The organism is Paenibacillus oralis (assembly GCF_003863965.1).
In the GTDB taxonomy this organism is placed as follows: Bacteria; Bacillota; Bacilli; order Paenibacillales; family Paenibacillaceae; genus Fontibacillus; species Fontibacillus oralis.
On record NZ_RRCN01000002.1, the window covers coordinates 23,633 to 46,165 of the forward strand.

Genomic DNA, 22,533 nt, shown 5'->3' on the forward strand with positions numbered 1-22,533 from the left:
ATGGCTCGTCGGAGCGAGGAGGAATTATTGCTTCCCCAACAACGGGAGAGCGAAGGTGCAACAACGGTTGGCTATATCGTCATAGCGGCACTGGCATTCGTCCTGCTTATTGTGGGGCTTCCAGCCGTGCTTATGGCGGCGGTACTTTATGGCCTGTTTGTGTTCGTAATAAAGAAACCTTGGATATTGTACGCGATCATGCCGGTGAGCTGCATCGGTCTATTTGTGCTACACGGCGCAGGGGAGTGGGCGTCGATCCTGGGCTTTTTGTCGATTCTGAACATACCCATTCTCACGGAAGCGGCCGAACAGTATTTACATGGGAACGAACCTTTCCGGATAACCAGTTTTAGCTATGCGTCCGCCTTCATTTTCGGCAATCTTTTGGCAGGGGCAGCGCACCCGTTTATTGACTATTACCGAAGCAAAATTGTGAAAACGAAATACGATGCGCTGCGGAAAAAACGCTCTTCGGGAAGCTATCGGTATTTCCGGGCCAAGCGGTTTAAATTGGTGCAGAAGGCGCAGCTCAAATTCCGGAAATCGAACTCGAAAGAAAATTTTATCGGCTACGACGAGTTTCAAGAGCGCGTTGCGCTAGAGCCTCATGAGCCGAATCAGCATGTGTTTGCGGTAGCGACGACCGGAGGCGGGAAGACCGTCATTATCGGGACGATGGTTGAAAATGCTATACGCCAGGACAAGCCGGTTGTATTTATGGACGGCAAGGGCGAACGGGCATCGATGTTGGAGTTTAAGGAACTTTGCGAACGGTACGGCAAGCGCGTCCATATGTTTACGGATGTGGACGAGATTAGTTTTAACTTTTTGCGACATGGTTCCGCGACGCAGCTCCGGGACAAAATTATGAATTTGTTTGAATGGTCCGAGCCGTACTACAAGCTCAATTGCTCCCGATTTTTGCAGCTTGTTCTCAAAATGATGAAAGAATTTGATTTGACGATCGATCTAAAAAATTTGTATGACCTCACCTATCCATCTAAGGTTGCGGCTGTGTTGAACCGGCAATTAGAATTGGCCAAAACGGAAGTTTTCGTAACTGACGAAGGCAATGAAAAAGCCGTCCCCCATCACGACGAACCCAATATCACATACGAAGATGAACATGAAGTAACAACAGCAGAAGTGACGGCGATTGAAGACGTACCAAATGCGAAGCCGATTTTGGAAGAGCATGAACAAGAGCCGAAAACAGCTTTGTCATTAGAGGAAATCGATGCTTTGCTACAAGGGCAGACCGTTGGGGAACCAAATGTAGCGCCAACGAACGTGCGGGAATCGGCTGCCTCATTATTTGAGGGTTTAGAACCGGCGCCTGTATCAGTCGCTCTCGATATGGAGCCGGAAGCGGAATATGTGCGTGAAGGAGATCCATTGGCGGAAGAATCGTTGCAGGAGGAGCCTGTTTCCGAATCGGAGGAAGAAGGGGAGCCGCCGCGCGATACCGTTCATGTGCAACCGGCCAAAGCAAGCGCTTTATTTACCGGTATGGAAGAAGAAACAGAACAGGAAGAACCTGCGGCCGCGCGTCGATTGGTTTGGGACGAGGCGCGGCGGGCCAGAGTGGAATATTACCGTGAGCGTTTTTTTGGCATAGACGACGAAGAGGAAAGCACGGGTATTCCGTTCGGGACGCTCACCAGTTTGCGCAATCAGCTCGCAGAACTGATGGAAAGTGATCTTGGGCCATTGTTCGAGGAAACCGGCGAAGGAATTGACTTGAAAGAAATTACGGATCGGGACGAGGTTGCTATTTTCTCGCTATCCGGGAACAAGTACCGGGACTATATCAAGACACTCGGGCGGCTTGTTATATCCGAAGTGAACACGCTTGTCGATTACCGGCAGAAGGAAGGCAAAAAGTCGATCATGTCCGTCTATGACGAATTTTCGGCCTATGTCTCCCATGAGGTTGTAGACGTGATCAACAAGAGCCGGTCGGCTGGGTTTGAATGTCTTATATCGGTGCAGGGCTTATCTGACATCGACGCCGTTGATCCGGTGTTGACGCGGCAGATCATCAACAACTGTAATACGTATTTCGTCGGTCGCGTCAACGAAAGTGAGGATGCGTCCACGCTTGCCGCCACGCTCGGCACCTATGAGGACGGTGACATTACAAAGCAAGTCCAGAAAACAGCCGTCAAGCTTCGGATGGAATCGGAAATGGGGACGGTTCGTAGTGTGCAGCGGTTCCGGGCGCATCCGGACGAAATCAAGACGCTAGCGACCGGCGAGGTATTTTTAGCACGGAAGACCATTGAGAAAAACGGGGAGCCGTATGTAGCCCGCGTTTACGTGCGAAATGCGCTGGATACAACCGGCATTCCTGCGAGAAAGGAGCAGCAGTATGCCTAAAAGTTTAGCCAAACTGAAAGCGGCGTCTGATGCGCCGCAGCGGGAAAAAGGAGCGATCCTTCGACAATTCAAAAGTTGGATGCGTAAGGAGAAGCCCGAGAAGCGGCGGGCTTACCGGCCGCGCGGCTATATGACGCGGAAAATTGGAGCTGCCGCATTTTGGCTCGCCTTTGCCTTTATGTTCCTGGTTGTGTTTTTCTCGGCCATTCAACCGAACGATCCGGCAGACGCCCAAACGCGAAATGAAGGAGCCGAGCTGACGCTAAACCCGGCCACGACAACGACGGCCGTCCAATATGCCGAAAATTTTGCCAAGGAGTATTTTACGTGGAAGCCTGGCGACGAGGCGACTCAAGACCGGAAAAAGCGTCTGACTCCGTTTCTGGCGAAAGGGCTTGATCCGCAAGCTGGACTACAAACCTCCGGCCTGAAAACAACTTCGACCTTCCTGAAGGCCGAAATCAAGCACATTAAAGAAATGGGGCCGAACCGGGCGTATGTGACCTTGGAAGTGTTCTATAAGCTTGGTCTGCCGAAAGAAGTTGAGCAGCCCCCGGCGTCGCCACCGTCCGGAACGGATGCTGCAAATGGGGGTACGGCCCAAGACGGACAAACTCCCCCACCGGAAAACACGGCGCAGCCTCCAACGAAGACGATTCAATACGAGCCAAAAGAAGTCAGCAAATTTTTTGTCGTGCCGGTTGGTTACGACAAAAATTACGGCATCTACGACTTGCCGAAATTCACGTACATTGATCGGCAAACGACGATGGAGGCAGATGATCGGGCCAAGGGGTTGCGAGCCGCGGATGAACCGTATGAAATCAAAGAAAACATCCGCAATTTCCTGACTACGTTTTTTAGCTCCTTTGCCGCCGATCCGAAGGACAAGCTAGGCTATTTGTTGTCTGATCCGGAGCATCAAAACGGGTTAAATGGAGCCTTACATTTTGTCAGTGTTACGTCGACCGAGATTTATCAATCGGGCGAGAGTCAGACAAAACCGGCCGACGCTGCTCCGAAGGAAACGGAAGCGAACGGATCGCAGCAAGCCGGAACAGCGGCCTCCCCTGCGTCCGGTGAAGTGACTGGCGCGGCAACGGCAACGCCGGTTACGCGAACGTATATCGTGCTGTGCAGCGTAACCTACGAAGACCCGGTTTCCAAAGATCGTTTTATGACCAACTACCGGCTGACCGTAACCGAAAAGGAAGGCCGATATATCGTAACCAAAATGGACGAAAAATAGGAGGGATCGGCTATGGACTTCAAGGGACTACTGGATTGGGCTTCCGAGCAAGGCGGGTATCTTATTCTGTTTGGCGGCATTATTTTCATTGTTGTCCTGGCGTTCCGGCGACATTTCATCGGGGCGGTTGGTACACTTGTCATTTTGATCATTGGGTATGCCGTCGTCAAAAATCCGACGATACTTGGCAACATTTCCGAGTTCTTCACCGAGAAGATCGGCCTGAAAAAGTGAAGGAGGGCCAGCGATGGAACAACAGCGAAAAGAACTGTGGGCTTTAAACGATTTTTTGAAGTTTGAACGCAGGCTGTATCAGTTTGCGGGCTTGAAGTTTGGCCGAGAGATTAAAATTAAGGCCGTTTTATACTGGTTGTCGTTTTCTGCAATTGAGTTCGTGTGGTATTGGATTCCGGTTCTGAATTTCCCCTTGCGGCTGCTTCCGGAATCGATCCTGTTTGCTTTGCCGTTTGCAGCAACGTATCTGCTTATGGATGTAGGGACGGAGAATCGGCCTCCGATCAAATTTCTAAAAAGCGCTGCTGCTTACCACTGGCGTAAAGGAAAACGCGTGACCTACTACAAAGGCAAGGAGCTGGAGCAATCCAAGTCATATGGGTTCGGCGGCCAATTGGCCGCCAAGGACTTTCCCGTCGCCAAGAAAAAGCCCAATCCGAGCTATCAATTTCGAGGCTACTTTACAGTAGACGATTGAAAGGCGGGTGAATGTGCATGAAGGTATTTACGGACTTTCCGGTGCGTCATATTGAAGGCAATTTGGCGTTTGGCAGGGACGGCAGCGTATGGGCCTATTATCAAGTGGAAGGGTTCGGCTACGATTTTCGAGACACGATGCAGAAGATCCATCCGTACAATCGGCAGCTCTCTTTCTACGTTGAAAATGTACACGACCTGCATTTCCTGATGATACCGTCACTGACAGACGTTTCCGGGATCATTGACGAGACGATAGAGGAGATCGGCCGCAAGGACTATGCGCTAAAAGAAAACGGGATTCGTTATTTTCAAAGTCTGAAACGAACGCTCGCCGCGCAGCGTTCGTCCCGAGAAACCAACGAATATCATTCCTATATTGGGGTGCAGCTCGATCCGAGGAAAAACGAAATGCGCAAAATCGGCAATTTGGGTTTGGCAGCGGTGACAACGCTAAAAGACTTGGTTGCCGGATTTACTTCTCCCGTTTACCGAGCTGTGGGCCTGGAACCGAATGACATCCTCAAACGGGATATTGAGCAATGGAGGCGGCAGGCCGATGGCTTAAGGGAAACGCTCGGCCAATCGATGTCGTCGCTCGTACGGGCGCTGACGAAGGAAGAAACGGTTTTTTTAATCGAACAGAACTTTAGCGTCACACATAACGATACCCGGCTGCGAAAAGGATATGAAACCGGTATGGACGTAAACGGGATCGAGGATAGCGGCCGGGTTCATGAGGCACGGCGCGGTAATTCCAAAGCGTTCTACGAACTGCAAAATGCGGAAATCGAGGAGTACGACCAAAAGACGCTCAAGCTTTATAAGATGGTTGGGGAAGAGATCGAAGAAAATTATGTGCAATACCTGGTTGCCGATAAAATCAGCCCGCGCAGCTTGCATCCGGGATCAGAATGGATGCTTCATTTGCAAAACAGGCTGCGCTTCCCGGTATCGGTGTCGATTAAAGCAAGCTTCATGCGTAACGATCAGATTATTAAGCAACTCTCTGATGTGCGCTTGGCCTATGAAGATCAGCGAATAGAAGCGGCCAAGGGCGGCAGTGAAGTTGACCTGAAGGTATCCAAGTCGGAGAGCGGCGCAATTCAGATGGAGGCGCGGTTCCAAGAAACAGGCTATCCGGCGTATGTCTGCTCGTTTGTTTTCAAAGTGACGGCCAAAGACCCCGACGAGCTGCGTGTCCGGGTAGACGAATTGAAACGCGAGATGAACCAATTCGGCATGCACTTGCTGTCGCCATATGGGGAAATGATTTCGTATTTTATGGAGTTCATTCCAACTTCGCCGCGCTACAATGCTGACTATTTGCAATATGTTGAGCCGACGAAGCTCGCGGGAATGATGTTCGCGGCCACGACGAATATAGGAGACAACCGCGGATTCTATCTCGGCCAAACGCTTAAACTCAACCGGCCGGTATTCATCAAGCCGGACTTGGCCGCAAAAGCATTTGAAGGCGTCCAAAACGTTGTCGATTCATTAGCTGTCATGATTGCCGGAATGACCGGTAAAGGCAAATCGTTCTTGATCAACCTGTTCGCATACTTGTCCGTCTTGAGCGGATCGCTTGCGCTGATTGTAGACCCGAAGGGCGACCGGAAACGTTGGGCCGAGGGGTTGCCGTTTATTCCTCCGGAATTTATATCGGTGTGGACACTAGGAGCCGACGAGCGCGATGCGGGTTGCCTTGATCCGTTCCGGACAAGCGTTTCGACTTCCGAGGCCAAAGATATTGCAATGGACATTCTCTCGTTCCTGTGCGACAAGCACCTGGGGGATGTTGGCTTTACGCAGCTCTCCGAAGCCATCGAGCATGAGGGAGAGCAAGACGACCCGTGCTTGGGCGGACTGCGGGATTATTTGAAAGCACGTTTGCCTCAAGAGACGACGGAGCGCCGCCGCGAATCCTGCATGGAGCTGATCGAAACGCTGGAGACGTTGGGGCGTCTGCAAATCTCGCGTCTGCTGTTTGGCGAAAAGGGGCAGCGCTATCGCGTCCTGGAAGTGAGCAAGCCGCTGCAAGTGCTGATGGTGCAAAACTTGCAGCTCCCGAAAAACGATAAGGACCGGGGCAAAATTCGGCCGATTGAAAAGATTTCCGAAGCGATCCTGATTTCGATTGCGGCCTTTACGAAGCAGTACATGTTCAATCAGGACCGGCACATTCATAAAATAGTGGTGCAGGATGAGGCGAAAACGGTAGAGCGATCCGCAGAAGGCAAGGCCCAACTCGACTTTATTACGCGTATGGGGCGGCATTACAACACAACTTTAATGAAAGGGACGCAAAACGCCAGTGACTATGACGAGGACGTGGCCAATATGGGGATGAAGTTCTCGTTTGCGCTCAAGAAATATGATGAATCGCTGGAAATGTTGCGTTACTTCAATCTGCCGGACACTCCGGCCAATGCGGAGTACCTGAACAGTTTAGATCGGGGAACGGCGCTGTTCCAAGACATTTACGGCCGGACGGCGGCGATTCGCATTCATCCGGTTTATAAGGAAATCGAGGAAGCGTTCGACAGCTCCACGGCGACCGAAGAGGAACGGACCTACGAACGCCAAAGGCAGGAACGCATCCGGACGGGAGTGTGAGACAAATGCGAAAAGGACTATTCATAGGAATGCTGATCGGGGCGCTGCTGCTGTTGGCCGCATGCGGATCATCCAGCGGCGGCAAGCCATCGGCTGATGTAAAAGCAGCGGATGACCTAGCGTTGCAATATGTTCAAGCGTCAGTCGATGGAGATGACGAGCTTTTCCGGAAAATTCTTTCTCCAGAAGAACCGCACTATCGCATTTTAGAGAAAGACGAGCTTACGTTTCCAGGAAGATTTAAAGAGATTGGAGAACGTTACAGTATTTATCGGTTTGAAAAGGAACCAGGCGAAAAAGGAGTGTTACATTATGAAGTGATTTATTATTTGCCAAACCATAATGGAAACGCTAAAGACTTCCTGGAAATGAAGAAAGAAAAAGGCGAGTGGAAAATACGTGAATTAAAAGCCGAGGAAGCAGAACAAAAAGTCGAGAACCCGAAGGATGGTGTTTACATTCACAAATATGTAAAAGAAGGTGAGGGCTGATGAAACGGCTGCGGCCCTTCCTGGTATTGATGGTACTGTTCCTCTTATTGCCGGTAACGGCGGCGGGTGCAGCAACCGGAAACACGGGTACGGGCATATCTGATAATTTGTTTGATACCAAACATGAGGTGACTAGCGACGGTTCCAAGGCATATTACCAAATCGATGTAACAAGCAAGCAACCGGGTGAAGACGACGACGGTGGAGGTTTCAAAAACCCATTCAAGACCATCGGGAGTTGGATTTCCGGCGACGCCATTAAGGATACCGTGCTGGCTCAATTCTATGAGGGCATGAATTTCGTTGTTAACATTTTGTTCAAGGTCAATGTGTACATGACGAACATGATGCTCACGGTCCTGAACTACGCCTACCATTTCGATGTGATCAACCGGATCATCGAACAGATCGAAGGTGTCGTTCAAAAAATTACAGGCATCTCCAATTTTCATTTTGAGCAATACGGGCTTTACGGTGATTTTCTTATAGCCATAGGTGTAAGTGTAGGCTTGATGTTTGTCTATAAATATTTCTTTCAACATGCGCAGCTTGAGGCGACCGGCAGTGTTGCAAAAAGCGTGATCATTCTGGTGGCGGCTCTGTTCTTTTTCACGAACTATGGCACGGTTCTGAAAGGCGCGAACAATATTACAACCGAACTGACGGGTCATGTCATCGGTGCGTCTTCCGGTTTGTTTGAAGGGAAGGAAGGTGATTCGACCAGCGGCCTTGGTGAAAATATGTGGAATCTGTTCGTTCACCGGCCTTATCTCTATATGCAGTACGGCAATGATGACGAAAGCACAGTCGGAAAAGATCGGGTCAATGCGCTGCTCAAGCTTCCGCCAGGCGAGGACCGGCAAGAGTATGTTGAGAGAACTGAAGTAAATAAGCGCTCCAATATGATGATGACCTATTCAATGGTTCCGGATCGGCTCGTGTTTACCGTTCTGTATACGATTGTCAACGGCATTACGTCGATACCGATTTTCGCTTTAGCATTGCTGCTCATTCTATTCCAGTTTTGGTTTTTGACGATTGCGGTTGCTGCGCCGTTCTATATGGTGATTGCTGCATTTCCGGGCGGGGGAGGCGTATTCCGCCGATATACCGAGGAACTGGCGTTGCCGCTGCTGTTGAAAATCGCGGTGTCCGTCATTGCTTTAGTCGTCTTCACCATGTCGGCCATCGTATATGAAGTCAGCAATTCTGACAGCATCGGCTATTTCGCGACGGCCTTTGTGGAATTTATTGTGCTGTTGCTTATTTTTGTACTGCGCAAGCGATTTATGCGTATTCTCATGGAAGGAAACAGTTTAATCCGCAGCGTGGCCCATGAGGTATCGAACTTTGACCATCATGTGAGTAATACCGCCCGCGAAATGAAACGTAAAGCGACTAAGGCGGCTGCGCAAGCGGCGGGTGCAGCGGTTGCCGGTCCGGAAGGGGCGGCGGTCGCCGGTGCTGCCGCAGATGGAGCGATGGGCGACGATAACAAAAGCGAATCGCTTGAAAACGTATCGATGCACGATGATGAAGGTAAAGAAAAGGACGAAACGGTATACGCCGATGCGGAAATTGTTTCACCCGGATCGCAAGTCGTGCCGCATAGCAAGCAGGCGGATCGCGACCCCGATATTATCGATATGCCGCTCACTCGTTTATCTGACGCAGGGTCGTGGCATCCTGGCGGTCAGTCAGCGGCAGCAGAGGCGGCAGCGGCAAGCGAAATGCCGGGTACCGGAGAAGCTTTGCCGATGTTGATGGCTTCTGCAGGGGCGAGAGGCAGCAGAAATCCTTCTCGCTATCGTCTATCTAAGGGCGGTATGGGCAGGGCGGCAATGACTGCGCGGCGCGGACAAGCCGTATCCGGTAGGAATTATGCTCATACCCGGACTGCTTCCAACACGCCGATAGCGCCGGATGGGATCACTACACCCGATTTGACAGCAAGTGAGGCGGTTCATCGAGAGCAGGGCCGTGCCGCCCTGCCTAATACAAGTCTTTCTTCAGCCATGATGGACAAGCCAAGGGAGCAAATGGCGACGCCGCCGCAACCCATGAATGCATCGGCACCAGTTCATGAGACAATGCAGCAACCGGCGCAGCAGGAGGGGAGAACCGTACCTTCGGCCGTTCCTGAATATGTCCAAGCTATTCCACATGGAACGAGAACAGCAGCGCCAGAGGTCGTTTCATTAGACTCCCGACGTCAGGGAGGGGAGCGTAGAAGGCAGACCAAGTCCGAGGCCCGTTCCGATTCGTTCCGGACGGCGCGAGGATCAGCCATATTGGAATCATTGGAGATGCCATTCGTTTCGCATGAAGCAGCTCCGATGACTTCACAGGATAACCTTATCCCCCGAACCGGGGCGACGGAACTGCCGTCGAAGAATGCCTCCTTAGAGGAGGACGAAGGGGAGCGTGAGAGCTAATGGCGCGTTCCCCACAGCTTCCTGATCGGGCTAAAACATGGTTCAGTATTATCATTGGTCTGCTGCTGATCGCGCTTTTTATCGGATCATTGTTTTCCGGAAGACGTGCCGCGCAGCCGAAAGAAACCAAACCGGCTGCGGTCCATAAACAACAAGGAGACGTATACCAGTACGAGGCTCAGCCGGAGCCAGAGGAAACGACAAGCAAAACACCACCTATTACCGAGGAAGCGGTAAGTAGCGCACAGGCCGTTCTTCCGGATTTTCTGAAAGCGTATGTGCCGTTCGATAGCAAACAGCCGGACGCTTACGTGGATCGCTCCAAACCCTATATTACCGATTCCTTTTATAAGCAGCTTTCATCGTTTCAGCGGCGGGGAACGCTTTCTCGCGCGAAGACCGATTATGTCACAGCCGAATGGACACCGGCCGAGCTGAAAGCAGACGAGCAATGGTACAACGTGGATGTAACAGTGACCCATACCGATATAAACGGTAAGAATGAAGATGGCTTGCTGCTTTATGTGGTGTTGCTCAAACGGGTTGATGGGAAATGGAAGGTTGATGATGTCGGTATTCGTCCGGGATCGGGGGCGATTCCGGAATGAAAAAATGGGGATGGCTGATCGCAGCAATTCCGATCCTGCTCGTTGTCGCCTTATGCGGGATGTTTCTTTTTCCGCTGTTGTTCATGGGCGGGGGAAGTATCGGATACGGCTTTTTAGGAGGGTCAATCTCGCCGGTTGGGGAACGTGAAATACCGGCCGAATATATTCCAATCTATAAAGAGGCGGAAGCCAGGTACGGCGTTCCTTGGAATTTGTTGGCCGCGCATCATCGCGTCGAGACGGTATTTTCTACGCTTCAGCCAATGATTTCGAGCGTCGGAGCAGAGGGACATATGCAGTTTATGCCGTGTACGTGGGTAGGTTGGTCGCATCCATCTTGCTACGGTGCCGGGCGGGGGAGTTTTACCGAAGAAGAAAAAACGAGCTTGGCCATGATCGCCCGGTACGCCGGGTATGGTGTGGATGCAGACCGTGACGGCCGGGCGAGTATGTGGAGCCTGCAAGACTCCATCTTTTCCGCCGCGAACTATTTAGCCAAAAACGGCGCGTCGACCGGCAACCTGGAACGTGCCATTTTTGCCTACAATCACAGTCAGGATTATGTAGCGGAAGTGATGATGTATGCAAGACTCTACGTGACCGAAGGATTTATTCCGATTGAAGTGATTGAACCATCCGAAAGCGGCTTTGCACGGCCGGTTTCCGGTGAAGTCACATCCGGTTTCGGTATCCGGATCGATCCAGTGACCGGCAAGCCGGGCGCATCTCATGAGGGCATCGATTTTGCTTGTCAGGCCGGGCAACGCATTCCGGCTTCCAAAGCCGGTAAGGTTGTGTTTGCCGGTTGGCAGGATGCAAACGATAAAAGTAAAGGCTACGGCTTATTTGTTTGGGTAGACCATGGCGGCGGCTTTAAGACTACGTATGCGCATATGTCACAGACGACTGTTCAGGTCGGGGATATCGTTCAGGCAGGGGATGTGGTCGGCGTGTGCGGTTCCACGGGCAAAAGCACCGGCCTGCATTTGCACTTTGAAATCTTTGTAAATGGGCGGCGCGTCGATCCGTCTCCATTTATCGGTTTGTAATGTTCGGGGTTTTTAGTAGAATGGATCTCCTGTAGCCAACTTGAAGCAAGTGGGTCTCGCTGTAAAAACGAACGATCGCAGACTGCTCTGCCGGCGAAAAAAACCGTCAGATTACGAATAATGGAAACAAAACAGCTCCGCCCATTTTACACTCCTCTAAGTAGGCAATTGCATAGGATGAAGGAGAGTAATGAAACAGGAAAGGAGAATGCATTTGTACCGCCAATCAAGCTATCATCATCAATGGCTTAATCCGATGTATTACAACTGGCATTTCAACAATTGGAGTAACCAAGGTAGCCCTTGTTTTATCGATTATGCCTATAATTGCTATGAAAGAAATCACTTTTACGGAAACATTGCATTAAAGGACTATGGGCCAAATCCATTTGCAATTAATATTGAAGAGGCTGCAAAGCAAAACAGTAACTACCGTACCGCATTATGGACAGGAGAACATTTACAGGTTACTTTGATGAGTATCAATGTTGGGGAAGATATCGGCTTAGAAATTCATCCGGCACTCGATCAATTCCTACGCATCGAAGAAGGTCAAGGACTTTTTCAAATGGGTAGGAGTAAAGACAGATTAGATTTTCAAGAAAAGGTCTTTGAAAATTTTGCAATCATGGTCCCTGCTGGAACATGGCACAATCTAACCAATACGGGTAATAAGCCAATTAAACTTTACTCTATTTATGCACCACCTCAACATCCGTATGGCACAGTTCAACAAACAAAACCAATTGCCATAGCTACCGAAGAAAGCCATCATTACTAGATGGGCGACCGCCAACATAATGCGGATTTTGTACGCTAAGGATCGAAAGCCCTGAAAACCATGTATTTTCTGTACGCTAAGCCTATACCAGCGTTCGTGTCACCAAGGGGCAAACGTATGGAAACAGATGGTAACCACTTTGCGGGCTGTGACAGCTACGCTGGTTTTCTTAACGTGGTAAATTCGCGTTTTGCTGGCGGCACCATAGCTAATTAATATGACCGCTAATTAAGATTAGCGGTCATTATGTATTTCAAAGCACACACTTGATGTCCGCTAATGTTTCGGTTAAGGTAAGAATATCATGTCCGCTAAGGTAAGTCGAGATTTGGAGGCTTTGCTAATGAGAGAAGCGACCGGGATTTCACAACAGGGCGAGCAGTCGATTCAGGACTTCATTCACGCTCTCACCACCCACGAGGATTTGAATCCCAAAACACTGAAAGAGTACGCAAGCGATTTGAAACATTTTATCGGCTGGTTTGAGACAGCCAATCACCAAGAGGAAGAGGTCATATTTCAAATTGAAGATGTGGCTACTCCAACATTAACACGGTACCGGGAAGCTGCGCAAAAAGTAATGGAATTGAAACCGGCGACCATTAACCGGCGGCTTATAACCCTGAAACGTTTTTTTGAGTGGGCCGTGTCGGATTCCAGGATTCGCCGAGACCCTTCGAAGCCGGTTAAATTGGTTCCGGAAGAAAAGGTAAGCCCAAGACAGATGACAGACAAAGAAGAAGCTGCATTGATCGCTGCGGTTGAGCACAGCGGTTCTTTACGGGATCAGACGATTCTAATCGTGATGTTTCACACCGGCTTACGAACAATGGAAGTGTGTGACCTGGCTCCCGGAGATATTCAGATCGGTAAACGCAGCGGTCAGCTTACGGTCCGATCCGGAAAAAGGAATAAACAGCGGGAAGTTCCTTTGAACGCTACGTGTAGAGCTGCTTTAGAAAAATATCTGGCAGAACTCCCTCCGAACAGCCCTTATCTATTTCCATCGGAGAAAACCGGTGATCGATTAACCGAACGTGCTTTACGTCATCTGATTCAAAAATATATGAAAGCAGCTCAGCTCGAGGGATTGAGTGCCCACGATCTACGGCACCGGTTCGGCTATGTGATGGCAGAAAACACGCCGTTGCACCGCTTGGCGCAAATTATGGGACACGATAGTCTGGACACAACGATGATTTACGTCAAGGCGACCCGTGCGGATCTGCAGGCGGAAGTCGAAAAAATAGCATGGCAATAGGGGGATGAGAACGATGTACGCGAGAGTAAGGGAACTGCTGACTCCGGAGGAACGGCTGCAATATTCACAAATACCGCCTGATCTCGGCGAATGGGAATTGGGCACCTATTTCACATTTACCCAGCATGACCTTGAAATCATTCAGCAGCGGCGAAGAGATTATAATCGACTCGGCTTTGCCGTGCAGCTATGCGTACTTCGTTATCTCGGTTGGACGCTTTCTGATATTAAGGAAGTGCCGGTTCAAGTTCTTCGCTATATTGCAAAGCAAATTAATGCCGATGTGGGGTCTTTTGCATCTTACGGTGAACGAGAAGCCACGAAATACGAGCATCTGGAGGAAATCCGGAAGGAGTATGGCTACCAAACATTTACCTTGAGCGAGTATCGTTCTTTGTGCAAGAATCTTTTTAGCCATGCTTTGGCAAACGGCAATCCCTTACACCTGATTCAGCTCGCACTCGAAGACTTACGTAAGCGTAAAATCATTCTACCCTCAATGGCCACGATTGAAAGAGCTGTTTGGGAAACTCGCAAACGGACAGAAGAAAAAATATTCAAGCTACTCAGCAGTTCACTGACAGAATTACAAATTACCAAGCTGGATCGCGTCTTAACCGCCATGCCGGAAAGCACCAAAACCTACTTGGCATGGTTAAGGGAGATTCCAGGGACCAGCTCTCCGGATTCTTTTTTGAAGGTTATTGAAAAGCTCGAATACATACGGGATTTGCAGCTGAAAATCGATACGAAAGGCATCCATCCGAACCGGCTACGACAGCTTTCCAAAATCGGTTCGCGTTACGAACCTCATTCCTTCCGCCGTTTCAATGATCCGAAAAAGTACTCGATATTAGTAGCGTACCTATTAGAGCTGATTCAGGATTTGACAGACCTGGCTTTCGAGATTCACGACCGGCAGATTATGATACTACTTTCCAAAGGGAGAAAAGCACAAGAGGAACTTCAAAAACAAAACGGTAAATCGATCAATGAAAAGGTTGTTCACTATGCCGATCTTGGAGCCGCTCTTATTAAGGCTCGAAGTGAAGGTACTGATCCGTTTATTGCGCTTGATGCCGTTATGCCGTGGGATCAGATCGTTGCATCCGTGGAAGAAGCTAAACGGCTTGCGCGGCCCGTAGATTACGACTATTTGGACTTGCTGGAAAAGAAATTCTATGCGCTCCGGAAATACACGCCAACGCTGTTAAAATCATTGGAATTTCGGTCAACCAAGTCGGCAGAACCGCTAATGAAGGCGGTCGATATCATCCGGGATATGAATGAAACCGGGAAGCGAAAGGTTCCGGAAGGCGCACCACTGAACTTCGTTTCGAACCGCTGGCAAAAGCACGTTTACGACGAAGATGGAACCATCAATCGGCATTACTACGAAATGGCTGTCCTAACAGAGCTGAGGAATTACGTTCGTTCCGGAGACGTATCCATTGTCGGAAGCCGTCAGCATAAGGATTTCGAGGATTACCTTGTATCGAAATCTGAGTGGAATGGTATCCGTCCAAACGCTACAAAGCTTGTCGTTAGCTTGTCCGCAAAGGAATATCTTGAAGAACGGACTGAATCACTTCTTCAAAGATTGAACTGGGTTTCGGATCACATCAACGAGCTGGACGGTGTTAATTTGGAGAATGGGAAATTGCACATCGAGCGATTGGAGAAAGATGCTCCCGATGAAGCCCGGAATTTCAGCCTTTCCCTCTATGAGCTGCTGCCACGAATCAAGCTAACGGATCTGCTCATGGAGGTAGCCAACTGGACGAATTTTCATGAGCATTTTATTCACGCTTCCAGTAACCGCACTCCGAACGAGGAAGAAACGACAATCCTTATGGCTACCCTTATGGCAATGGGAACGAACATTGGGCTTACAAAGATGGCTGAAGCCACGCCGAGCATTTCATATCGGCAAATGGCCAATACAGCGCAATGGCGGCTGTATGAAGACGCAATGAATAAAGCGCAGGCTGTTCTTGTTAATTTTCATCACAAGCTGTCGCTTCCCTCATATTGGGGGGACGGCACGACCTCATCATCTGATGGAATGCGCGTCCAGATCGGAGTTTCGGCGCTTCACGCAGATGCGAATCCCCACTACGGAACCGGAAAAGGAGCTACGATTTATCGGTTCGTGAGCGATCAATTTTCCACATTCTACACGAAAGTCATCAATACGAACGCTCGGGATGCCGTACACGTCATTGACGGTTTACTCCACCATGAAACGGACTTGGCTATCGAAGAGCATTATACGGATACGGCTGGTTATCAATACCTTTTTATAAAAAAGTTAGAATTTAATTGTGTTCTTTCATTATAGACATGTATTTAAAGAATGATTAAAAATGACTAACGACTCAAAGTCGTTAGCCATCATCTTCCATTAAAGCACTTAAATAAATGGAATTAACAAGAACCATCCTTACTTTTTAGTTATATTTGAGGAGAGCGTCAAGGGACAATGGAAACTTCTCATGTGCTAATTCCTGCACAGCTTCAGCAAGAACTCTAATTTCGTATTGGGCATCCTCTGGGAGTCTTAAATTCAAGAAATGGGCTACACCTTGAAGAGAACCAGTCCAATAATATCTCACAAACATAGAGTAAGCAGGAAGAAATAATCGAGCTTGTTCTGGAGCCACACCAGCTTCCATGGCTTCTTCATAAAGGCGTTCACCTTCAGCAATATGCTCTTCAAGCTTCTTTGTAAAAACTCCTCCAGATAATTCACTTAAATTCTCGCCAGAGCCTTGTTTTGAATTTGCTGGTTTCGATCTCCACTCATTAGCATTAGGTATGTAAAACTCTGGTTCTTCAGTAATATAACGACGAGAAGATTCATTCCAAGCAACGAATGGGTCCTGAAATCCAGAACCAATGATATGCTTCCAATGTTGTCTTGCGACGTAAAGAGGGACGTAAACTTCAAATTGAAGTGAAGTGTGTCTGAATGGACTTGTGTGACCTTCACGAGCGAGAAAGTCAATGAGTCCCTTATCTTTATCGTCAAGAACGTCCTTTTTCTTGTTATAAGAAACACGAGCTGAATTTGTAACAGATAAGTCGGAACCCATGTAGTCTTGTAAGATCACATATCCACCATTTAAAATGTCAATTTTTTTCATTTTCCAAACCTCTCTCTAACCAAAAATTATTGTTGCTTAATATTTTAATCATTTTTTAAAAGTTTTACTTAAAATCTCTGAAACTGTTAGCTTAATAAATTTATTCTTTTATAAACATGAAAATAGTAGTTATATGGGTTTTTTTCATTCATAATTCCTTTTTCAACAGATTCTTCTTTCCATTCATCAAAATTAACTTCAGGAAAAAATGTGTCTCCCTCGAATTCATGATGAATTCTTGTTATATACATTTTTTCAACATAAGGTAAGAACAAACTATAAATCTGTTCTCCACCGAAAATAAAAATCTCTTCTTCATCTTTACATAACTCAAAAACATCTATAATTGAATGGGCAATTTCACATCCATCAAAATTAAAACCTTTATCTCGTGTCAGAATAATATTCCTTCTGCCAGGTAAAGCTATTCCGATAGACTCAATGTTCTTTCTACCTAATATAATTGAATGTCCATTTGTAGTATCTTTAACATACTTCCAATCATTCGGAATTCTCCAAGGAATGTCATTCTCTTTACCAATTACTCTATTCTTATCCATCGCAACAATTAAAGAAATCTTCATATATACTCAGCCTTTTTTAACTATTTTACCTTGCAATTTTTTATTTCTATTGAAATTTCTTTTTCCACTAAATGACCCTATATTTTAAGTACAATCTTTCAAAATCTCTTCGATATTTTAACATAAATATTCATGAATCCGATGTCATTGTACAAAAAAGACATTCAACATTTTTATGGCTTCGTCATATTACAAGAAAAAAATCAACAGGGAAAGGAAAAAGAGTGGGAACTTAAATATCCTCATACATTTTCCCATATTGAGGGTCTGTCAAGAATTTTGTGTAAACGAATGTAGAGGGTGATGCTTAGAGGGGGACTCCGCCCCCCTACCTCAAGTGCTGACCCACGCGATCAGGGAAGAAAACCGAAAACTGTAGCAGCATTTGTCCCCAGTTCTGAACACGGCCCGTCCATTTCCGTACAACGTCCATTGTGGATAAATACAGCATTTTAAGGAGAGCCTCGTCGCTCGGAAAGATGCTTTTGCCTTTCGTCACTTTGCGCAGTTGACGGTGATAACTCTCGATCATGTTCGTGGTGTAGATCAACTTGCGAATTTCCGGCGGGTACTTGAAGAATGTAGCGAGCTCGCTCCAGTTGTTGCGCCAAGAACGGACGATCAGTGGATACTTTTTGCCCCACTCCTCCTCAAAGCGATCTAGCTCCACAAGCGCCGCTTCTTCGGTTGCTGCTTTGTAGATCGGCTTCAGATCGGCCGTCACCTTCTTCAAGTCCTTGTAGGACACGTAGCGCGTTGAATTACGGATTTGATGGATGATGCACTTCTGAATCTCTGTAGCGGGATAACAAGCGCTTATCGCTTGCGAGAAACCGGTTAGATTATCGACACACGTAATGAGAATGTCTTGTACGCCGCGGTTTTTTAACTCGTTCAAGACATTGAGCCAGAACTTGGCCGACTCGTTTTCGCCAATCCACATGCCTAGGACGTCTTTATTCCCGTCCAGATCGATGCCGATGACCATGTAAGCCGCCTTGTTGACAATAGCTCCGTCTTGCTTCACTTTGAAATGAATGGCGTCGAGAAAAACAACGGCATATACGCTCTGTAGCGGCCGATTTTGCCATTCCTTAACCATAGGGATAACCTTGTTCGTCACGTTCGAGATCAGTGTCGGGGAGACTTCGATGCCATACAACTGCTGTAGATGATCTTGAATTTCACGCGTGCTGACGCCCTTCGCGTAAAGCGCAATGATCTGTTCCTCAATGCCTGTGACATTGGACTGATGCTTCTTCACCACAAGCGGTTCAAACTCGCCCAAGCGATCACGGGGTACGATTATTTCTTGCTCACCATACTCACTGACGACAGTTTTCTTGCTTTTGCCATTACGGCTGTTTGACGTCGCTTTCGCCGTGATGTCGTGCTTGGCATAGCCCAGATGTGTTTCCATCTCCGCTTCGAGCATCTCCTGGATTGTTTCTGCAAACAGGTTCTTTAATGCGTTTTGAGCATCCTGTGCCGTTACCAGATTATTCTCTTTAATGAAGTCGCGCAACTGTTGTTTCGTCCAAAGTCCCATGTATTCTCCCAACCTTTCTATTAGTTCCATTTTAATAGGTTTTGGAGTTTACACAAACTATTTTACAGACTCCATATTGAATTTTCAATTGTTCTTTAATTTCTTTATTTTCCTTTTCTAAATGCTTGACTCGCTTCCGTAAGGAAGCGATAATTACATCTTTTGATGCGTCACTCATATTCCTTTTAACTTGCTTTATTGAGGGGAGACCCTCTTGTTGTTTGCGAAGTGTTTCGATTCGATCTCGGAGTTTTGTATTTCTGTATAGAAATGCCTTTGAAACCCCTGATTCTGCAGATATAGAGTTAAAATTGATTTTCATTTGTTTTTTTATCATCTTTTTGATCGCTTCTTCAACTTTTTGAATGGACTTTTCCGTTTTCAACTTCGCATATTTTATAATACCTTCAGTATTTGGGGTTTCATTAGACATTTTGCATCACCTTCTCACGTTCATCTCCAACATACTCACGTCTAGTTTTATCTAAACCAAAGATTCCACCAGTATGTAGTAAACCATTTGCTAATTCTTTATATCTTTTTAATTTGGGTTCAATTAACTCAATGGAACGTAACCTTCCGGATTTTTTGTATACTTCAATATCAGCTTCCATTTTAGATATCTGTTCTTGATAATAGTCGAGAAAAGTCTTGTCAACGTGAAAACTTCGGCAGTTGTTTTTAATACATGGTGGTTCCAATGTCTGTTCAAGAAAATCACAATGAAGTTTTGGGCTTTTTACACAAAACCCATGATCTAAACGAATGGAGTCCATGTTGTGACGTATCCACTCCAGTTCAACTCCATTTTCTTTAGCCTGTTGAGCTAAATCAGCGACAATAACTTCTCCACGTGTATCTAATCTTACTGCGCCATTATCTCGAGCCTTTTCCCATTCATCACGGAGTGTCTGGTCATGAATTTGGGCATAGACTAATGTCATTTCAGGACTGGCATGTGCCATCAATTTTTGAACATGAAGGATATTCATTCCGTTATTAATCAAATTAACACCGTAACGGTGTCGAAATGCATGATTTTTAAACCAATAAATTTCTCCATCCTTGTCCTTAATATTACATCTGTTAGCTAGTTTATTAAGGTTCAGCTTTATGGAATCCTGCGATATGGGATTACCCATCCTTTTCCCTTTAAGTACTGGAAACAAATATTTCTTAGGGTTCGTGTCTAAAGAGGATCTCTTTTTTGTAATTTCTTGCTGCACCAAGACAACATTAGCAATTTCTTCTGAAATAGGAACTTTATGATTTTTATAACTTACTTTTCTTTGATCTCCGATAATCCACCAGCCATCTTCTTGTTTTACTAAGCAGTCAATTATAAGTGATAAAACGTCACTAATTCGAAAACCTGTAGCTTCCATTAGAAGAATTATAGGTATATGATCTGAGGAAAGTTGGTTAATATGGCAAACTAACTGTTCCCATACTTCATCCGGAATATATTTAATTTCATCAGCCTTTGCTCTTTTCTTTTTAGGAATATCCTCAATTGACAATAGTGAAATAACTGACTTTATCGGAGCTTCTTCCCATTCGAATTTTTGTATGTATGAGATAAACGTTTTAAGGTCTATTAAAAAACGATTTACATAATTGTGATCTGGATTAATTAAATATTTTCCTTTTTTAATAGTAGAATGTCGCAAGTATTCAATATACTCCTCAATATCCATTCTAGATAGCTGATTTAATTCTTTCCACTCAGGATATTTCTCCTTCAAAAAGGTGAAGAAAAACAAAAGTCTATTTAAATAACATATTGCTGTAGAAAAGCTAATGGATTGCTGAACAACTAGGCAAGTCTTTATATATTTTTTAAATAATTGTCTATAAGGTTGCGGAATTTTCGAAAAGTCTAATGAATATCTACTGATTGTATTGTTATAATTAATCTTCAAATTTCGTACATCCCAACAATCCTTATCTGTTTCTTCTCGTTCGTCATAAAAGTAATAATAAAAATCATAAACTTGAAGAAATAGTCTAATATACAATGATGGTTGAACTGTTGGTGACATCCACGGTGATGACTTTTTCCGGTGTACAATCTCAACTGATTTTCCTTTCTCTACAAGAAATGTTCGATACTCTATTAGAAACTTTTCTTTCGGAATATCAATAATAGAATCTAAATCAGCATAATATCGAGAGATGAATTCTGTAAAAACTTTAAGACATGGAGAATAATGCATAAAAGCATAGATAATCGAGATCCTTGTCTCCTGTAACCCCTTATAAAAATAATATTTTAATTCATTTTTTAATCTAAGATTGTGTACCTTATCAAAAATCAATTTTCTATTCCAATCATAATGTTTATCCAAAAAGGGACATTCTTGTACATCCCACACATCATTTGCCCAATATCCAAGTAATGGTTCATTTATCTGTTCCAAATGATGGGGAAGGGGTTTTATTTTGAATGTGTTCTGTATCATTATTTATCTCTTCTTCCCATTTTTTTATTTGAATGAGCTTGTTCCCAGCTTTCACGTATGGTTTCATCGGATGCATGGATATAAGTCTGTATGGTTGTTTGAACGTGTGCATGCCCTAATAACCTCTGTATGATGGCAATATCAACTCCTGCTGCGTGTAACTCTGTGGCATATGTATGCCGGAGCATATGAGGGGTAAAATCTATTCCTGTTTTTTTCTTCATCCGTTTAATTAAAGAACGTACAGAACCATCAGTCATTGGTTTACCACGATTTGGTCCAGTTAAGGTGATAAAAACATAATTGCTATCAATTTCGTAAGAATGATAGTCTATTAGATAATCTTGAAAGAGATTCATAGTCTCAATAGACACATAAACTTTTCGTTTTTCTCCATCTGATGTTTTGGATTTCCTCACCGTAACAGCGTTTTTACCTATATCAAAATCCTCTACCCACAAAGAAAGGGCCTCTCCAATCCGTAATCCTCCTTCATATAATATACGGAATAATAATTCATCCCGTATATTGCTGCACGCATCATGGATCACTTGGATTTGATTTTTACTCAAAGTTTTGATTAAACGCTTTGGTTCCTTAATCTTTAAAATGTTTTTATCATAAGAATTCCCTTTTGTAATGTGATGAAGGAAAGGTTTGAAAGTCTTAAAACGCCCTGGGGCTTGCTTTATTAATTGATCATTTAAATTCCCCCCGTAATCCTCATTACGAGTCAAATAGTCATAGAACCCTATGACACACGTTATGATGGTATTGACCGTTTTTTCTGATCGTTTCGCTAAGGTTGCTTCAAAATAAATGACTTTTGTAGATTGATCAGGGATTCTCAGCCAACCGATGAATTGAGCTAAAATATCAAGGTTTACTTCTTGATATTCTAATCTACACTCCTCTAGGAATTGAAAGTAAAGCTTTAGATGGTAACAGTATGACTTTAGTGTGTTTTCAGCTTTTCCAATGTTATCTAAATACTTTATATACTTTGCAACTGAAGTAACTGGATGCCCTCCATTGTCAATTAACAGATATCTTTTCTTCTCATGAATGAGAACTTCTTGTACTTTCAAAATTTCCCCCCATGTCTAAAATCATTTCGTTAGATACTATATATCCATAAAATTCATAGTACATATAATGAATCTATAAGGAAATAAAAAAGAAGTAGTTGATAACATGAGATACGTTAAT

17 protein-coding genes and 1 pseudogene are annotated in these 22,533 nt (G+C 45.8%); 12 read left to right on the top strand and 6 right to left on the bottom strand.

What is annotated here, in order from left to right:
• The 12 genes and pseudogenes from EHV15_RS33800 to EHV15_RS33855 all read left to right on the top strand — a co-directional run.
• Complete coding sequence (locus EHV15_RS33800; RefSeq protein ID WP_178076099.1) at positions 1-2,379, top strand: TraM recognition domain-containing protein; 2,379 nt, start codon at positions 1-3, stop codon at positions 2,377-2,379.
• The gene (locus tag EHV15_RS33805; RefSeq protein WP_178076100.1) at positions 2,372-3,628 is read left to right on the top strand and encodes a conjugal transfer protein; all 1,257 of its coding nucleotides are present in this window, start codon (positions 2,372-2,374) and stop codon (positions 3,626-3,628) included. The genes EHV15_RS33800 and EHV15_RS33805 overlap by 8 nt, the downstream gene beginning before the upstream one ends.
• Positions 3,629-3,640: 12 nt before the next feature.
• Positions 3,641-3,862: a hypothetical protein gene (locus tag EHV15_RS33810; RefSeq protein WP_094050836.1), complete on the top strand. Its 222-nt coding sequence runs from the start codon at positions 3,641-3,643 to the stop codon at positions 3,860-3,862.
• 13 nt (positions 3,863-3,875) lie between these two features.
• Entirely contained in the window at positions 3,876-4,340 is a 465-nt protein-coding gene (locus tag EHV15_RS33815; protein WP_127606884.1) for a hypothetical protein, read from the top strand.
• Positions 4,341-4,357: 17 nt separating this feature from the next.
• A complete protein-coding gene (locus EHV15_RS33820; RefSeq protein WP_128635700.1) occupies positions 4,358-6,958 on the top strand; it encodes an ATP-binding protein in 2,601 nt (866 codons plus the stop codon).
• Between the two features lie 5 nt (positions 6,959-6,963).
• Positions 6,964-7,449, top strand: coding sequence for a hypothetical protein (locus EHV15_RS33825; RefSeq protein WP_094050839.1), 486 nt, complete (start codon positions 6,964-6,966; stop codon positions 7,447-7,449).
• A complete protein-coding gene (locus EHV15_RS33830; RefSeq protein WP_127606888.1) occupies positions 7,449-9,884 on the top strand; it encodes a CD3337/EF1877 family mobilome membrane protein in 2,436 nt (811 codons plus the stop codon). Before EHV15_RS33825 ends, EHV15_RS33830 begins: the two co-directional genes overlap by 1 nt.
• On the top strand, positions 9,884-10,492 hold the full coding sequence (locus tag EHV15_RS33835) for a YqhG/Tai3 family protein (RefSeq protein WP_127606890.1): 609 nt from the start codon (positions 9,884-9,886) through the stop codon (positions 10,490-10,492). Before EHV15_RS33830 ends, EHV15_RS33835 begins: the two co-directional genes overlap by 1 nt.
• Positions 10,489-11,541 carry a peptidoglycan DD-metalloendopeptidase family protein gene (locus EHV15_RS38155; protein ID WP_127606892.1) on the top strand — a complete coding sequence of 351 codons (1,053 nt, stop codon included), beginning with the start codon at positions 10,489-10,491 and terminating at the stop codon, positions 11,539-11,541. Before EHV15_RS33835 ends, EHV15_RS38155 begins: the two co-directional genes overlap by 4 nt.
• 214 nt (positions 11,542-11,755) lie before the next feature.
• Positions 11,756-12,322, top strand: a complete 567-nt coding sequence (locus tag EHV15_RS33845; protein ID WP_371860583.1) for a cupin domain-containing protein — start codon at positions 11,756-11,758, stop codon at positions 12,320-12,322.
• A 343-nt stretch (positions 12,323-12,665) separates the two neighbouring features.
• Complete coding sequence (locus EHV15_RS33850; RefSeq protein WP_128635701.1) at positions 12,666-13,583, top strand: tyrosine-type recombinase/integrase; 918 nt, start codon at positions 12,666-12,668, stop codon at positions 13,581-13,583.
• Between the two features lie 13 nt (positions 13,584-13,596).
• Positions 13,597-15,873, top strand: a pseudogene (locus EHV15_RS33855) (Tn3 family transposase); the annotation flags it as partial.
• Positions 15,874-16,033: 160 nt separating this feature from the next.
• Here EHV15_RS33855 and thyX read toward each other — a convergent pair.
• The 6 genes from thyX to EHV15_RS33885 form a co-directional block, all read right to left on the bottom strand.
• Positions 16,034-16,729: an FAD-dependent thymidylate synthase gene (thyX, locus tag EHV15_RS33860; RefSeq protein WP_059040594.1), complete on the bottom strand. Its 696-nt coding sequence runs from the start codon at positions 16,727-16,729 to the stop codon at positions 16,034-16,036.
• 86 nt (positions 16,730-16,815) lie between these two features.
• On the bottom strand, positions 16,816-17,313 hold the full coding sequence (gene dfr, locus EHV15_RS33865; protein ID WP_059040595.1) for a DfrD/DfrG/DfrK family trimethoprim-resistant dihydrofolate reductase: 498 nt from the start codon (positions 17,311-17,313) through the stop codon (positions 16,816-16,818).
• Positions 17,314-17,641: 328 nt separating this feature from the next.
• Positions 17,642-18,862, bottom strand: a complete 1,221-nt coding sequence (locus EHV15_RS33870; protein WP_125081887.1) for an IS256 family transposase — start codon at positions 18,860-18,862, stop codon at positions 17,642-17,644.
• Between the two features lie 31 nt (positions 18,863-18,893).
• Positions 18,894-19,295, bottom strand: coding sequence for a DUF6262 family protein (locus EHV15_RS33875; protein ID WP_128635702.1), 402 nt, complete (start codon positions 19,293-19,295; stop codon positions 18,894-18,896).
• Positions 19,288-21,324, bottom strand: a complete 2,037-nt coding sequence (locus EHV15_RS33880; RefSeq protein WP_059040597.1) for a tyrosine-type recombinase/integrase — start codon at positions 21,322-21,324, stop codon at positions 19,288-19,290. Before EHV15_RS33880 ends, EHV15_RS33875 begins: the two co-directional genes overlap by 8 nt.
• A complete protein-coding gene (locus EHV15_RS33885; protein WP_071220727.1) occupies positions 21,324-22,412 on the bottom strand; it encodes a tyrosine-type recombinase/integrase in 1,089 nt (362 codons plus the stop codon). The genes EHV15_RS33880 and EHV15_RS33885 overlap by 1 nt, the downstream gene beginning before the upstream one ends.
• Positions 22,413-22,533 lie beyond the last annotated feature (121 nt).